Origin of the sequence: Burkholderia sp. SIMBA_062 (genome assembly GCF_046534765.1) — a bacterium.
Taxonomy (GTDB): domain Bacteria; phylum Pseudomonadota; class Gammaproteobacteria; order Burkholderiales; family Burkholderiaceae; genus Burkholderia; species Burkholderia ambifaria.
The window spans coordinates 37,239-52,989 of record NZ_JAWRYD010000005.1; the positions used below are offsets into that span (position 1 = coordinate 37,239).

At 61.4% G+C, this 15,751-nt stretch carries 11 protein-coding genes; all 11 read right to left on the minus strand.

All coding sequences use genetic code 11. The annotated features are described in order from the left end of the window. Positions 1–79: 79 nt before the first annotated feature. On the minus strand, positions 80–904 hold the full coding sequence (locus SB786_RS06705; protein ID WP_410726838.1) for a hypothetical protein: 825 nt from the start codon (positions 902–904) through the stop codon (positions 80–82). A gap of 263 nt (positions 905–1,167) precedes the next feature. After that, on the minus strand, positions 1,168–5,556 hold the full coding sequence (locus SB786_RS06710) for a phage tail protein (RefSeq protein ID WP_410726839.1): 4,389 nt from the start codon (positions 5,554–5,556) through the stop codon (positions 1,168–1,170). Continuing rightward, on the minus strand, positions 5,553–6,125 hold the full coding sequence (locus SB786_RS06715) for a tail assembly protein (RefSeq protein ID WP_410726840.1): 573 nt from the start codon (positions 6,123–6,125) through the stop codon (positions 5,553–5,555). The genes SB786_RS06710 and SB786_RS06715 overlap by 4 nt, the downstream gene beginning before the upstream one ends. Continuing rightward, complete coding sequence (locus SB786_RS06720) at positions 6,125–6,895, minus strand: C40 family peptidase (protein ID WP_410726841.1); 771 nt, start codon at positions 6,893–6,895, stop codon at positions 6,125–6,127. The genes SB786_RS06715 and SB786_RS06720 overlap by 1 nt, the downstream gene beginning before the upstream one ends. Next, a complete protein-coding gene (locus tag SB786_RS06725; RefSeq protein ID WP_410726842.1) occupies positions 6,892–7,575 on the minus strand; it encodes a phage minor tail protein L in 684 nt (227 codons plus the stop codon). Before SB786_RS06725 ends, SB786_RS06720 begins: the two co-directional genes overlap by 4 nt. After that, positions 7,572–8,045, minus strand: coding sequence for a phage tail assembly chaperone (locus tag SB786_RS06730; RefSeq protein WP_410726843.1), 474 nt, complete (start codon positions 8,043–8,045; stop codon positions 7,572–7,574). Before SB786_RS06730 ends, SB786_RS06725 begins: the two co-directional genes overlap by 4 nt. 54 nt (positions 8,046–8,099) lie before the next feature. Beyond that, on the minus strand, positions 8,100–11,327 hold the full coding sequence (locus SB786_RS06735; RefSeq protein WP_410726844.1) for a hypothetical protein: 3,228 nt from the start codon (positions 11,325–11,327) through the stop codon (positions 8,100–8,102). A gap of 5 nt (positions 11,328–11,332) precedes the next feature. Continuing rightward, positions 11,333–11,677, minus strand: a complete 345-nt coding sequence (locus SB786_RS06740) for a phage tail protein (RefSeq protein ID WP_410726845.1) — start codon at positions 11,675–11,677, stop codon at positions 11,333–11,335. Between the two features lie 3 nt (positions 11,678–11,680). Continuing rightward, positions 11,681–15,004 (minus strand): phage tail tape measure protein, encoded by a 3,324-nt coding sequence (locus SB786_RS06745; RefSeq protein ID WP_410726846.1) that lies wholly within the window; start codon positions 15,002–15,004, stop codon positions 11,681–11,683. After that, a complete protein-coding gene (locus tag SB786_RS06750; protein WP_410726847.1) occupies positions 14,994–15,419 on the minus strand; it encodes an HK97-gp10 family putative phage morphogenesis protein in 426 nt (141 codons plus the stop codon). Before SB786_RS06750 ends, SB786_RS06745 begins: the two co-directional genes overlap by 11 nt. Beyond that, positions 15,391–15,726, minus strand: a complete 336-nt coding sequence (locus tag SB786_RS06755; RefSeq protein WP_059856697.1) for a hypothetical protein — start codon at positions 15,724–15,726, stop codon at positions 15,391–15,393. Before SB786_RS06755 ends, SB786_RS06750 begins: the two co-directional genes overlap by 29 nt. Positions 15,727–15,751 lie beyond the last annotated feature (25 nt).

A 15,751-nucleotide genomic window follows, 5' to 3' on the forward strand; every position in this document is an offset into this window, starting at 1 on the left:
TCTTGACGCGACGCCCGCAGGGATCATAGCCAATCACCGGATTAACAGAACGTCGTCCGATACGGCCTGATTCGGCCTCTTAGAAACGGAATCCGGCGACGTCCAGAAAGACGCTCGACCAGTCAAGCCGGCATCCGTATTCCATCAGCGTGCCCGCCGCGCCGCCGCCATCCCACGGCAAGCGCCACCACGAATGAGTCGCTCGGCCCCCGTTGTGTTGCCAACCGTCGATCCATGCGCCGCCGCTGATCGCGGATGCTGCTTGCACTGCCGCCGAAGCGACCGAGCCGGTCGGGAAGTCATACGCGGTCGACCACCCGTTGCCCGGATTGCGCATGCCTTGCTGCCACCCGTAACTCGGCATCCCGCCGCCCACGTCCGCGCACATATTGCTGTTGAGGAACCCGACCGGAAGCATCTGAGGCGTCACCGCATCCGCAACCAGTTCGCCCGCCGGGTTCCATACCTTCATGCCGAATGACGAACCACCCGTGAAACTCGACAGCCGGTCGAACACGAACATTTCGAACGACGCACCGTTGTTGAGCCCCCAGAATTCAGCAAACCACCCGCTACCGCCGGTATTGCGACATGCGAGCATCTGCGCGGGGCACGACTCCGACCGGAAAGCCACGACGGGCTGATTGGCCGAGAACGAAAATGCGGCATACGGAACCGTCACGTATTGCATGCTCACCGCGCCACCCGCGAGCGGAATGGACTGGTTTTGGAACGTCAACCACAGGTGTTCCTTGAGCCCGAATGTCGGCGTATAGCCGTCGATTTGATACGTCGCGTTGTCGTCCGTCCTGCACCAGAAACCCGCATCCATCAGAAAACCCCAATCACTAAAAGCCCTCCCGTCACTTCCGCTTGTCCATCCTGCTTGCCGCCGAATTGCCACGATACAGTCGCCCCGTTGATCGTGATGCGGGGCGGGCACACGTTCCAGCTATTCGTTTTCCATCCGAACGTGTGTTCGCGCTGGAACGCGGCGAACAACCGCTGCCCCTGATTCACGAGATTCTGTAGCGTGCCGTCAGTGTAGGAACCAGACCCATTGAACTGAGCCGGGATTCCGACGACTGCGACGGGCTTCCCGAGCCGGTGCGTTACGTCGACCACGAGTCGACCGTCCGGCCCCCAAATGCGAAGCCCTGTAGCCATTTAGATATTCACCCCGAATGCGCAGCGTGGGCGACCCGCGCCGTCATAGACCACGATCTGACCCGGCCGGATTTCAGTCCAGCCCGAGCCGTTATTGATTCCATTGAACTGTAGTTCTCCTGACTGCATGTCGATGATAACGCACGGCCGTCCGTTACTTCCGATGGCCGTCGACTGTAGGCGTCCATGCACGAGCGCAAGGTCTACACGTAGGTTATTCACGATTGCGTCGCTCATGACAACCTGCCCGCCGCTGATCGCAAACGGCGACATAAGTCCGCTACCGTTCGGATCAACGACCATGAAATTGGACGCCGCGACAACCATAGACGAGTCGCCCGACCCGTCAGCATTGAGCGTCCATCCGGCCATCACCTTCCGACCATTCGACAGCGCCTGCACACGAACCGAGTACGTCGCGTTTACTTGCCCCTTCAGGTCAGCATATGCGTTCGCGTTGACCTGAATAGCCGCCGCGTTCGCGCCCGCTTGCGCCTGCACGTCGTCAATGCGCTTCGACTGCGCCGCGTCCGTCGTCGCCTGCACGGTCGCTTGCGCCTTGATCGCCGCATTGATGCGCGTATCCACGTCGCCGCCCGTGCCGACCGACGCTTGTAGCGCGCTGATCTGCGACGCCTGCGCCTTGTCAGTGTTCGCCAGTGCCGTGAGCGAGCTTTGCAGTGCGGCGTTGTTGTCGCCCGCTGTCGCCGTCAGCGTGTCAACACGCTTCGACACCGCACTAACCGCATCTGCCCGTGCTGACGCCTCGCCAGCGACAGCCGCAGAAATATCCTTTCCGGTTTGCACAGTGAGCGAGTCGACGCGCGACGACAGCGCGTCGACCGCGGACGTGCGAGCCGATGCCTCGCTCGATACAGCGGCGGCAATGTCCTTGCCGGTCTGAACCTTCAGGGCATCGATAGACGCGACCTGCGCCTTGTCGTCGTCCGCGAGCGCCTGCACCTGCGCGTCTACGGATGCCTTGTTCGCACCGACCGTCGCATTGACCGAATCGATACGAGTCGACAACGCACCGACAGCATCAGCCCGTGCCTTCGATTCGGTCGTCACCGCCGCAGCAATGTCCTTGCCCGTCTGTACCTTCAACCCGGCGATAGAATCGACCTGCGCCTTATCCGCTGCCGCCAGCGCTTCGACCTGAGAATTAAATGACGCCTTGTTGGCATCAACGGTCGCCCCCATCGTAGTGATCGACTTTGCGAGCGCCGCGTCCTCATCAGCGCGCGTCTGCTGCTCTTGCTTGATCTGCGCGGAAATGTTGCCGTTCACGTTCGATTCGAGCGTCACGAGCCGATCCGCCAGCGCGCTATCGCCGTCCGCACGGGCCTTCATTTCGTCCTGCACCATCGCGGACAGCTTCTTGTCGTTCTTCTCGACCTCGACAGCCACACCTTGAATGTCTGTCGCCAGCGCTTCGTCGCCGTCGACACGTGCCTCCTGCTCGCTGTACACGCCCGCATACATTTCATCGCCGGCAAACGGGTCGTTATCGTCCCCGATCATTTGCGGGCGAAGCTGCGCAGTCAGCACGCGCAGCCCCTTCGCGAGCGACTTGTCAGCGTCAGCGCGGATCGTGGCCTCTTCGTCCAGACGCGCCGTGTTGCCGTCGACCTCCGACGACAGGTCCACCAGCTTCCTGTCAAGCGTGTCGATAGCCTTGCCCCGCGCAATGGTTTCCGCACTGATCGCCGCCGCGTTGGCCGTGATCTGGTCGGCCATTCCGCCGACCTGCGCCGCCGCATCGTTCGCCTGCTGCGCCGCGTCGTGCGCCTTGTTCGCCGCGTCCTGCGCCTGCTTCGCGATATCCGGCAGTGCGTCAATCTCCGACAGCAAGTCTTGGCCGAACTGCTCGCGCGTGAGCTTGTCCGTCAGCAGGTCGAGAATCAGGTTAGCGTTAGCGCTCGACTGCCCGTTGACACCTACGCCGTCCGGGTAGAACGCGCCTACGTTGCCCGAGCGGTCAACCAGCCGCACCCAGAAGAACATCGAGACGCCGTTCGTCAGACCGAGCAACGTAGCGCGCGAGGTCGGATAGGCGTAATCGCCCTGCTTGGATTCGCTGCCGTCGCGTGTCGGATTCTTGCTGTACCAGACCTCCGTGCGCTGCGTATCGTCTGCGCTGTGATCGGCCGGAAAGGCCCAATCGACCTCAATCTGGCCGATTTGTTCTTTCGACGCATTCAGGGATACCACGACCGGCGGTGCACCGGTCTTACCTTCGAGCGCCGTAGGTTCGCTCAATGTCGGAAGGGAGTAGACGCCCATCGAGTTGCGGGCGCGCACGCGGGCCTGATACACGCCACGATAGATGCCCTGAACGTCCGTCGACTGGCCGCCGACCGTACCGGCTGGAATCCACTCGCCGCTGTCTTTCTTCCATTCAACCGTGTAGTCGACAGCGTTGGCCGCTTGTTCCCAAGCAATCGTCATCGTAGGCCGGGAAATGCCCTGATCGACAACGTAATGCACCGACACGCGCACGCTCGCCGGCGCGGCCTGCACCTTCGGCGGAACAACCGTAGTCGGGCGCTTCGAAAGCTGCGCGCCAGTGTCGATGTAGTCGTATTTGCTCGGCTCGTGCTGCACGCCGCTGATCGTGTAAGTGATCTGCCCGTTTTCGTCGTTTTCCTCGACACCGGTAACGCGGAACAACTGCGCCACAAGATCATCGGATTCGAGCATCCAAACGGCACCCTTCACGCCCACCGCGTCATAGTGCTTCGTCACCGTCACCGCGCCGCCAACCGCGCTGTCGACCGTGCGTTTCTGCGCTACGCCGTTCGGCATAATGACGGTGAGCGTGTCACCCGGCTTCGCCTTTACCGGCTTGTCGAGATTCACGACGGTATCCGTCATAGACCGGATACGGCCGCCCATGCGTCGGCCGGCCTTCTTGTTGTCCGCAACCGCAATCACGTCGCCCGGCATGGACAGCGTGCCGTCTAGACCGACCTTGAAAGACACCGCCTGCGTCTCGACGCGCGACGAAACGAGCGTCCACAAGCCGAGCCGATGCGCCTGCCCCTGCGAGGTCGTGCCGAACGCTGTAATGCTCGCTTTGACGACGCCATAGCGGGCCACGCCTTCGTCGTCTTGTACGGGCTCTACGGCTGCCTTGTACTGGTTCGCCGGATCATTCCAGCCAACTTGCGCGAACGTGTAGCGGCTCTTGCGTTCCGTGCCCGTGTAGGTGAACTTCGCGCCTACTACGTTCGCGTTCGTGTAGACGTACACCGCATCGCTCGGCATGTCCGCCGTAGCGATGACGCCGCCCGCGCCCCAATACGCTTGACCGCGAAAGATGCCGGCAATGTCCTGCAACACCTTGAATGCGTCGGCGTCGGCCTGAATCACGCAGTTACAGGTAAAGCGGGGCTCCGTGCCACCCTTGCCGTCCGGCACCATCACGTCGCAATACTGCGCGATTTCGTACAGCGTCCATTTATCGAGCGCGGACGCGTCGATGTAGCGCCCGCCACCATAGCGCGGATGCTTCGCGAGGTCGTTGAACACCCATGCCGGGTTGTTCGTGTAAGCCTGTTTAAACGTTCCGTCCCACACGCCGCTGTAGGTGCGCGTCGTCGGGTTGTAGTTGCTCGGCACGTCAATAATCCGACCGCGCACGTGGTAGCCCCGAGTGGGTACGCTCGCGAACGACTTGGCGTCGAACTGCATGCCGATCAACGCGCTATTCGGATATCGCAATTTCCGGTCGATAATCTCCGTAATCGCTTCGACGTTGACTTGATCCTGAATGAATTGCGTGTTGGAAGTCGGCGTAATGCGACGCACACGCAGCAGCCAACCAACCGATGATTTCGGCAGGTCGACGCGACACGAGCGCTCATACAGGGTCGTCGTTTTCCCGTCGAAAGCGCCCTGCACGACGGTCGTGTACGCGCCGCCAATCTCCGCGAGGTCAATAGCGTAGTCGACGCGATGGCCGCCAATATCGCCAGTGTCTTTGTTTGTCGACTGAAGCATCGGCACACCGAAGCGAACGCGAACCGCCGTCAACTGCGTATTTTCGATCTGGCGCACGTAAGCCGGGTTTGCGCTGTCGAGCGGCCGGCTTACGGGGATTTCATTCTCGACTGACGGGAACCCCGCCATGTATGCCTGATCGACCGTGCCCGGTCGTGTGTCGATGTTGTAGTTCGAGAAGTTACTCGAGCCGTCCGGGTTCTGCACCGGCGTCCCGTCGAGAAAGACAGACTGCAACCCGTTCACGAGCCCTACAATCGGGCCTTCGCTGATAACGTCGAGAATCTTCGCCGTTGCAGTCGAGTGCAGCGAATCGCGCGACTCCGTACCGGAACCGCCGCCACCACCGCCGCCGCCACCCGCGCCTACAATTTCCAACCTCAAGCCTGATCCTCCGTGTAGATGCCACTCGACGCGACCTTGCTGCCCGTCATGATTTCGCCGTACACAATCGGCACCGGCTCGCCTTGCGCGGACGAATTCACCGGGCCGTTGAAGTAGTACGACGTTCCGTTGTCCGTTACGCCGGACAGGCCGCCGGTCTGAGGCGATAACATCTGCACCACGCCACCGAGCATCATGCTCGCGCCCATCATCATGAGCGCCGTTCCACCCGACCACGACGTGAGTGCGCCAACCACCACAAGCGCCGCGCCGAGGATGGTTTGGAACAGGCCGCCGCGCTTCGAACCCGCGATCATCGGCGCAATGCGAATCTCCGAACGCGACGCGGGGAATTCCAGCTCGTCCCGGCCGATGTTGGTTTTGTCGAGGAACACGGCGAACGTGAGCCCCATGTCTCGCGAGCGGGCGAGGAACTTCCGGAATCCGGGCACCACTGCGCAAAGCGCCCTAACGGCTTCGTGCGCCGATCCCACGGCGAGCCGGTGCACCCGGCCGAACCGGACGCCGGCAACGCCATAGAGACGGATCGTCGTAAGCTCTTGCCGCATCAATTCCCCCTGTATCGAAGTGTGGTGTAGTGGCTCGCCTGCCACATGCCGCCGAATAGCACTTTGGTCGACAGGCGGCCGGCCATGTGATGAATCATCCGGCCGTCACCCACGTAGACACCCGCATGGTTCGGCTCGTCGTTTTGGCTTAGAACCGTCATCAACATCACGTCGCCCGGAATGAGCGTCGCATCCTTGCCGACGTTGGCAAACCCTGCCGCGCGGTAGTTGTCGAGGTACAGCGAGGATTTGCCGTCGTTCCACCATCCATCAGTACGCGGGAAGTCCGGCAACGTCACACCGCGCTCCACCTTGTACCAATCGCGCACAATCGAGTAACAGTCGTGAACGCCATGCACGAATTCGCGACCAATCAGCGGGGCCATGTAGCCGTCAGGCGAGAACGAGCCCCACGCCTCGACACCAATCGAGCCGTCGACCTGCACGCCCACCGATACGATGATCCAGAGGTTTACACCCACCGCTTCCGCCATCGTGCGATCTGCCTTCGATGGCACTGCGCGTCCGCCCGGATGCGAGTGCACAACAGCCTCAATTGCTCCGACCGATTCAGCCGATATGTAGTCCTCACCGCAGATTCGAAAATTTTTCAGCGGATCATCAGCCGTATTGGCGCAACGCAGGTAAGCGAGCGGCCCGCCGCCGCCCGGCAAGGCGACGAGCCCGCACGCCTCATTCGGGTAAGCCTCGATAGCGTGTGCCTCGATTGCGGCGCGCACGTCGTCAGGCAAATCCGATATTTCGATCATGACAAAACGTCCGTGAGAAAGCCCCCAAAGGGCAATTCGCTATTCTCACCGAAGCGGCACTCGCACCCGCTCAACCTCATACTGCATCGGTCAAGTGCCGGGTCGTCTACCGGCTTGTCGTTGCGGTCGAAGAACCTGATCCCCGTATAACCGCAGTCCGGCCCGCGATACTGCGACTGACACATATTGACCATCTGGCGCGCCGGGATCTGCTGACCGCCGAAGTCCAGCGGCGACGCGAGTGTAAAGCTCACCGAAACGCCGCTTTCCTCTGCCGCCTTCTGTTCAACACGCCAGATTTCCACCGCCATTTCTGCCGTAGGGTCGGCCGCCGGGTTGCCGCTCGGGAAGTTGCGCGCATCCAGATACTTCACGAGCGTGCGCCGTCGCTTCACTGTCGCGCCCACGAAGTCATCGAGAACAACACACAGCGCGCTGATCGTCGCACCCAAATCACCAACGTTGAGGATCGGCGTCGGCTGCTGCGCATCGGTCGTTTTCTTGAACCCCGTAGCTTGAATCGGCCACGGGCGAAACTCTTGCCCTTGCCACCAGATTGGCTGGCTCTGTAGATGCCCGTGGAATCGCATCATGTCGCCGCCGATGTTGGTTGCATCAACTTCGAACAGTTCCACAATGCGACCGGGCGACAACTGCTGAATGTCGCCCGTGATCGTCATGCCGCCTGACCCTCCACGCCGCCGATTGCGGCACCAACGTCACCACTGGTCATTGTTGCTGCGTGCGGGCTTACCGGCCATTCGACGGAAAACGGAAACGCTTCCTGTTGCGGCACATCGCGCAGCGCTTGGCGATACTCGGCCCAACCCGTATGGAGCGCTTGCACGCTCTCCGGCGCGTCGACCGGAGCATTTGCCTTGCCGTCCGTTGCGGCGAGGTCGAGGTTGCGGAAAATGCGAACGTGCTTTTCGCGGATCGCTTCCTCATTCTCAGCAAAGAACGTGTGCACGTCATCGTCGGACGGCTGCTCGATTTCGGCGCGCCAGATACCAATGCGCGGATCGCCGCTTTGATTGCCGTCGTCACCGATGGGAACGCAGCAGCGGTAATCGCGGCCGGGCACCAGTTCCGGGTACATCATTTGCAGCGCAATCACCATGTGATCGTGCGTGTACTTCGAAAAATCCATCAATGCATTCCCTCCTGTTGAGGCGTGGCACCAGCAAGGCACCGCGCCGCGTTCTTAGTTGTTACGGAGCCACGAAGTACGTTGCCAAATCGCCGTGATGCCCGACGTGCTCGCGTTGACCCGCAGTCCTGTCACAACCCACGGATCGCCTACGTCAACTACGCTGTGAATAGCGCTGTTGACCGAGCCAACGTAATCCCATTCGATCCTATCGACCTGATGACACTGTGCCCCGCGGTCGGCGCGATTTACCTGCGCGTCGTTCGCCTTGCTCCATGCGTCGTCTAGCTTCCCCATGTCGTCAGACAGCCAACGTTGCCGCCACGTCATGAAAAGGTTGCCGTCGCCGTTAAGCGTAGAACCGTTTTGGAACGTGAGCTTGCCACCGAGCCACAACGTTCCACCGTTATCGATGCTTGCCACGACAGCGTTATACGCAGCGTTCACCCACTGCACGCCTGCGTTGCCAGTGTCCGGCCATGCCCGCTGATAAAAGCAGAGGTCGTCGCCATTGCGCTTGAAAGCGATTTCGCCCGCATGGCCGTTAACTCCGGCGCCATCGGTCAGGTACACCCGGCCGCGCATAGACGATTGCCCCTGCACCTGAAACGCCGACCCACCATCATCCGACGCGCCGCCGATCAACGTTCGCTGCCCGCTTCCCGTTACCTGAATTGCTGCCGTGCCGGACCCTTCCTTGATGACATTGAAGTTTCCGCCCGGGCCGGTGTACACATTGAACTGGACGCCCGCTTTGGTATTGTTCATGAGCATCCCGACGTTGCCGGTGCCGACCATACCGACCGCTTCGTTACCGAAAAGCGTCGTGATGTAGGCAGCGTCAGCGCGCAGCGTGCCGGCCACACTCGCGTCGCCCTTCACCTGCAATTGCGATCCGTTATCGCCGATCACTGCGCCGACCTGCGTTCGCCCGGCTTCGTTGACCATCAGCGCCGTACCCTTCCCGGTCACTTGGAACAAGTGCTTGCCTGCGATGTGCTGAAGCTGTGCATTCACCTTGCCTGCGTCACCGCCCGACGCGATAATCCGCGCGTCGTAGTCCGCTACCGCGCCCGCCGTGTGGAAATCAATGAAGCCACTACCAACAGCCGACTGCGAACCCAATTCAATACCGGACTGCGCGGCCGTGACGTAAAGCGTGCTATTAAATGTCGACGTACCGTTGACCTGCAATGCCGAACTTCCATCGTCGGATTGCGTGCCGACCGTAAGGCGTTTCAATGCCGATACAGTCTGCGTTGCACGCGCAACAGAGAACGCGGGGGCCACAAGGCCCGTCGTGACGTCATATGCGTTAATCTGGAATTTGTCGCTGTCGTTCCACGCGCCACGGATACCCCATGCGACACCGCCTTGCTTGTAAAGGTAATAGTTCGAATGACTGGTGCCGACAGGATCGTCTACGCGCGCGCCGCCGCCCGACTTGCTTACGGTCAGGTTGCCAGATACGCGGCTGTCTCCCTGCACCTGAAGCGCTGCCGAGCCATCATCCGCAACGCTGTTGCCGACCAACACGCGACCGCCCCATCCGGCAAGCACGATATTCTTCTTCGTCTTGTTTGCGCCGTCGAATGCCTCGATAGATAGGCCGCCGCTGTATGCACCGGCGCTGATCGACGCAACGGTGTCGTTGGTAGCGGAGTACACCGTAGCCGCACCGCCCACAACGAGCGCGCTAGGTCCAGCAGCCGGGGCGCTCGTGCCAACCAGCAGCGAGCCGCCAGCCGTCAGGCGCATTCTTTCGTTACCGCCAGCCGAGAACGTGATTGCGCCGGAGCCGGCCGTGTTCGCACCGTAGAAAGCGATATTCGGCCCGTTCGCGCCCGTGTTCATGCCGATCAATCCAGACTGACCCGCGCCCTGATCCGCAATGAAGTAATTGGCAGCGCGCATGTTTCCCGCCACTTGCAGCAGGTTCCCGCCATCATCCCCTCCCGCACCTACGAGCACGCGCCCACCGTTCTGCATCAGCCCCATGTATGTCAGACCAACACCCGTAGCAGCACGCGCGATGCTGAACGCTTCGTTTGCTGCCGAATAGCCGTCGTTGACCGTGCGTAACGTCAGCTTTCCGACACCATCATGGATGATTTCCCATCGCTTTTGGTCGGCAACCGCGCCTTCGCGTGTGAGCATGACCGACGTTTGAGCCGTGCCGCCGCCATTCGACGCCACGAGCGCGCCCGTCGTGCTCGTGCCCGTGATGACGCCACGCGAAGCGATAGCAGCAGGCTTCAGCACACCCGCTGCAACCGTGTCCGTGTAGCTCTTTGCCGACGCCAGCGCGTTCGCGTCGCCCGTGTCGACATAAGACCTCTGCACGCCTGCCGCCGGAGCGGCATCCGTGTATGCCTTCGCCGCCGCGAGCGTCGCCGCATCCTTCGAATCAACGGACGTGATATCGGCTTTGAGTGCGATCTGTGCAGCCGTCGTCGCCGCAAAGTTCTTATCGTCGTTGAGCGCGTCGGCCAGTTCCTTTAGCGTGTTCATGGTTTCCGGCGCGCCGCCAACGAGCGCCGAGATTTGACCATCCGTGTACGTCTTTGCGCTTGCCACGGCCGCCGACTGCGTTGCCGCCGACTTGGTGTCCGTGTACGCCTTCGATTGACCGATCGCGTCAGCCTTGGCCGTGTCCGTGTACGCCTTGGCATCGGTCAAGCGTGCCGTGCCGACGCCATCCGCATACGTCTTTGCGGATGCGAGCGCGTTCGCGTCGCCCATGTCCATACGCGTGTTAGCGATGGTTGCTGCCTTCGCGTCCTGCGAATCGGCGTAGCTCTTTGCGCTCGCGAGCGTGTTCGCGTCGCCCGTATCGGCGCGAGCGTTGGCCGATGCGAGCGTAGCCGCGTCGCCGCTATCCATACGCGTATTGGCGGCTTTGGTCACGTTCGCATCGCCGGCATCCATACGGCTGTTTGCGGCGGTCGTCACCTTCCCGTCCTGCGCGTCCGCGTATGCCTTGGCATCGGCAAGGCGAGCCGCGCCGACCTGTTCCGCGTATTTGTTCGCGTTGTCGGTCACGGTAGCGTCACCTGCATCCATTCGGGCGTTGGCTGCTGCCGTAGTGTCTGCATCGCCCTTGATGCGCGCCGCAATCTCGTCGGCCAGCGATTCGGCGGAATCGCCTGCGTTCGCCTTCGTATCAACCGCTGCGCTGATCGCATCAAAGTTGGCCTGAATCTTGATCGCAGCCTTTCGGTAGGTATCCCCACCCTCGCCGGTCGGCTGCTTGCCAAAATCAAGCCTCTGCAATCCTTCCATGTGCTCTATCCCTCTACGCTGAATGTCTGCTGAAACTGCGCGGTCATCGTGTACACGTTCCCGTCCTTTGTTGCCTCCGTCCATGACGGGCTGTAAAACGCTCCCGGCGAGTCCCAAAGGGGTGGAGTCCACCAGAAGGCATCAGCCCCGCCAGCAGCCCGGAGAAATGCCAGAATGGCTTTAATCTTGTCCTCGCTCCCGTTGAACTGCAAAGAGAACGCCGACGCTACGTTGTTGAGCCCGTCGGCCGCTCTCTGCTCGTATCCGTCGCCAAACTTCGCGCTACGAACTACCGGAGTAGCCGTACCGCCGAAGTTCGCGACGGTCGGAGTCCATCCGAACGTCAGCACTGTTTAAACACTCCCGTTTGCCATTTGCCACGCATACCCGCCCTGCCCCTTCATTTTCTGCGCGATGCGAGCGTCGATAAGCGCCTGAATGTCGGCCTTCAACCCCGGAATATCCGACGCATCCAGACCGCCCCCGTCCGCATTCACCGTCACGTCGACGAGCGTCGTATTTCCGCGTTCCGGACGTGTCGCGCGGGCCACCGAGCCTACCGCACCGCCGGACGAAAACCTAGCGACAGCGCCAAGCGAATGACCCGCATTCAGCGCGTCAAGCGTATGCACACCAATGCGGTCGACGGCCGCCGCTTTCACGACGTATTCGCCATCGGACAGCCACGCGGGAATGCTGTCGCTCGTACTCGACCCCGGCCCCGACACTGCGCCGCCCGTCGCGAGGTGGAAACCATACTGATTGAGCCCGGTCGTCGTGCTTGCCGTGTCCGCCGGAATGTCCGCGCCACCGCCCATGAAGCCGGACACGGCCGAAACTCCCATGTTGACCAGCCCGACAATCGCTTTCTGCGCCGCGATCTTGGCAAGGTCGGACAGAATGCTGCGCGTCATGTCCGCGAAGTTGAGCTTTCCGGTCCTAACGAACGTGTCGAACGTCTGCTGTAGTGTGTTCGTCGTGTCGACAAAAGCCGTTTGCGCGAGCGCCATATTGCTGGCTGCTGCGTCCGTGTAGTCGTGCCATCCCTGCGTTACGCCTGTCATCCAATCCGCCTGCATGGCGTCCATGTCGGCGTAATAGCGTCGGTTGTCCTCCAATGACTTTTCACGCCCTTGCGCGATACGCTGCTGCGCCGCCAGATAGTCGTCGCTGCCCCGCAATGCCTCCGGTGTCTCGCGGTCGAGCTTGGCTTGTTCGTGCAGGTACTTTTGACGAATCGAGCGCTCAGACGCGACGCGCTGCTGCTCCTTGCGGCCGAGCCCGATAGCCTGTAGCTGGGCCTCGTATTGCTCCGATTGCGATTGCTGATAGTTCAGAATGTCGGCGTCGATCTGCTTCCCGCGCTCTTTCAGCTTGTTCAATTCCTCTTGCGCGTCGACCTGCTTTTGCATCTCGACGCCCTTGGCCGCCGCATCGAGAATCGCCTGTTTGTCAGCGAGGATTCGCTTATCCTCTGCCGTGCGCTTGTTCGCCGCGATCTTCTCGATAGCCGTGATGCGCAACTGCGCGTCAAGCTGAACACGGGCTGCCGCAGTCAGCTTCTCACGCGTCGAAAGCTGAAGCGACAGCGCCTCGTTTTGCTTCGTGATGCCTTCGAGCAACGTATCGTGTACAGCAGGGGCCGCGGTCTTGGCCTGCTTCTGGCCGTGGAATTCACGGGCGTTCGCCGCAAGCTCGGCTTGCAGGTCTTTCGCTTGCTGCGCAGCGTATTCCGTCGTGTAGCTGTTCGCTGCCTTCGCTGCCGCAATGCGCGCGTTCATACCAGCGCGCGACTTCGTGTTGGCGTCAGCAAGTTTCTGCTGCCATGTCCACGTCTTTTTCATGGCTTCGGCGTGCTGCTCGTCCATCGCGCGCGCACGATCGACAGCCTTCGTGTGCTCATCTTGCTCGCGCGTCGCTTTGTTCAGCTTGTCGATTTCCTGTTGCTCGGCCGCGATCTGTCGATCGAACTCGGCCGAGTTGACACCCATCGGGTTGTAATCGGAATCGTTCTTTTGCGCACGCAGGCGGCGCACGTTGTCGAGGCGCTTTGTCAGTTCGTCGCCGCTGCCGCTGATACCGCGCCAGAATCGCGCCCACTGCTGACCAAGCGTCTCAATGTCGCCGCCCATCTCCTTCAAATCGGCCTTGACCTTGACGCGGGCCGCGTCCGTAGCCGACTGAACGAAGGCAGACCAAGCGCCAGCCTTGTCGCCCGATTCCTCCATTTTCTTAATCAACTCGATCTGCGCTTTCGACAGGTCGTGATGCGTTTCGGCCCACTTTTGCGCGGCCTCGCCGGCCGACCCGTAGGACTGAATGAACATCTTGGCGGTATCGTCTGCCGACTGGCCGCTCAACTTCGAATAGGCAACGACACCTTCAGCCACGCCCTGAAGGTCAGCGCCCACCACGACACCGGATTTCGCCAGTTCCTTGAGCGCCGTTTTCGCATCGCCAACGGACGCGCCAAGGCTGCTGTGAATGGCATCCGACAGCACGAGCAAGCGCCCTTGCGTCAGGTCTGCAAAATTCGCCGTGAGCGCCATCGCTCCCTGTAGCTCTTTTTGCTCTTTCGTGATGTTGTGGATGCTGATATAGGCGAGCGCCGCCGCCGCGCCAACAGCGATGAATGCGCCGCCGACCGGCGTAAGCGCATACCTCAGGACATTGATCTGTTCGGCCAGCACCATCATGGAGCCGCCGAAGTTTTTCCACGACCCCATCGCCGCCTCATGGCTCAACACCATCAGTTCGCGAGAGATACCAGCGTGTCCGCCGCCGTGACCGCCGCCGCCCGACTTCGCCGCGACGTTCTGAAGCGCCGCCGTTTGCGCTGCTGCTGCCTGCTTTGCCGCATCGATCTGCGCGACCTTCGCTGCATTCGCGTCCGCAATCTGCTTGCTCGCGGTCATCGTGCTTTGAGCCTGCACAGCCGCCGCCTGCGACTTGGAAGCCTGCACGGCGGCTTGCGATGCCGTATTCCACGCCTTGAACCGATCTGCCGCGCCTGCATTCGCTGCTGCCGTCTTGGCTGCCTCCGCTGCCTTGGCGTCCGCTACAGCCGCCGCGTTGGCCTTGCTTGCCGCTGCCTGCGCCTTCAGATAAGCAAGCTGCGACTCGGACGCTACGCGCCGTTCTGACGCGATCTGCGCTTGCGCCGTCGCGTCCGCACTGGCTGCCCGCAACTGGTCGGCCTGCTTCTTGTTGGCGACCTGCGCTGCGTTTGCGAGATTTTGCGCGGCCGTCTGGTTCGCCACTTCATCACGGGCCGCCGCTGCTGCCTCGCGCTCTGCCATCGCCACGTCGCGCGCAATCTGCGCCTGTTGCGACATGGCTGCTTTGACCTGCTCAATCTTGGCGATGTGCTGCTCTGCCGCCTGCGACACGCCGAGTTGTGCGGCCCGCAGTCGTAGCATGTCCTCGCTTGTTTGGCCGGCCGTTTGTGCCTGCTGTACGAGCGAATCCATGTAGCGCTTGACCTGCCGCTGTGCGCGCACCGAGGCGTCCGACGTGTTCTTGACGGATTCCTCGAACGCCTGCTGTGATGCCGCCGCTTTCTGCGCCGTGAGGTCGACTGTTACGCCGAACTTCTGAAAGCTCGTTTGCGCGCGCTCAAGCGCGGCATGCACGCCGTCTGCGTTGACGGTCAGGTTGTATTGGGTGTTACTGGACAAGACCCGCCTCCCTCATTGATTGCGACAGCGAATCGCGAATTGCCTGCAACTGCTCGTCTTTCGTCGCGTCGATAGCAGGTCGAAAGAACGGGCGCGCAGCCATCTTTGACGTGCCGTACTCGTAGAACGCCAGGTAGTAGGCGTCCTTGCTCCATGTGACCGTGTACGTCGCCATCTTCCCTTCCACCGACATTTCCGGTTTGAAGGTCACGAGCAACGAATCACGGCCGAACCCGACCGGAAATTGCTTGCTGCCTTGATGGTGCGGCAGCGGCCCGACGGGCGCGCGTACCTTTGCCTCCCTCAAAACGACAGAAGCCGCACTAGCAGCAGCCTTGCGTAACGCAGACTCGCCTAGTGCGGCTCCCATCTTTTGCAGCAGTTCACTAAATCCGTTCGGGTTCTGAACCTCCATTTTTAGCGCCATTACGTCGCCGGTTCCCGAATAGCTTGGCCTTCATCAACGCCGTTTGCTCCGACGCATCCGCCAGTAGCACCGGCTCATTTGCCGCCTTCCCCGCCTCCATCCATCCAAACACATCGGCCGGCCCGAATGGCTCCGGCCGTTGCTTCGTGTCCCGGTTTACGTTGTAGATTGCCGCCGCGATTCCGCCCATGCGCAAATCGTCCATAGCCGGCCCGAACCGCTCAATGTTTCCGTACGCGAGCCATTCGGCAAACTCGGCGCTGTCGACCTCCTGTTGACAGCGCCGCACCGACATTCCTAGCTCGCGGGCCAGCCGAAAC

Bases quoted from the DNA above. Each gene is read 5' to 3' on its own strand.
- SB786_RS06715 (WP_410726840.1), bottom strand. From the start codon at position 6,125: ATGCGGCAAGAGCTTACGACGATCCGTCTCTATGGCGTTGCCGGCGTC.
- SB786_RS06720 (WP_410726841.1), bottom strand. From the start codon at position 6,895: ATGATCGAAATATCGGATTTGCCTGACGACGTGCGCGCCGCAATCGAG.
- SB786_RS06725 (WP_410726842.1), bottom strand. From the start codon at position 7,575: ATGACGATCACGGGCGACATTCAGCAGTTGTCGCCCGGTCGCATTGTG.
- SB786_RS06730 (WP_410726843.1), bottom strand. From the start codon at position 8,045: ATGGATTTTTCGAAGTACACGCACGATCACATGGTGATTGCGCTGCAA.
- SB786_RS06735 (WP_410726844.1), bottom strand. From the start codon at position 11,327: ATGGAAGGATTGCAGAGGCTTGATTTTGGCAAGCAGCCGACCGGCGAG.
- SB786_RS06750 (WP_410726847.1), bottom strand. From the start codon at position 15,419: ATGGAGGTTCAGAACCCGAACGGATTTAGTGAACTGCTGCAAAAGATG.
- SB786_RS06755 (WP_059856697.1), bottom strand. From the start codon at position 15,726: ATGTCGGTGCGGCGCTGTCAACAGGAGGTCGACAGCGCCGAGTTTGCC.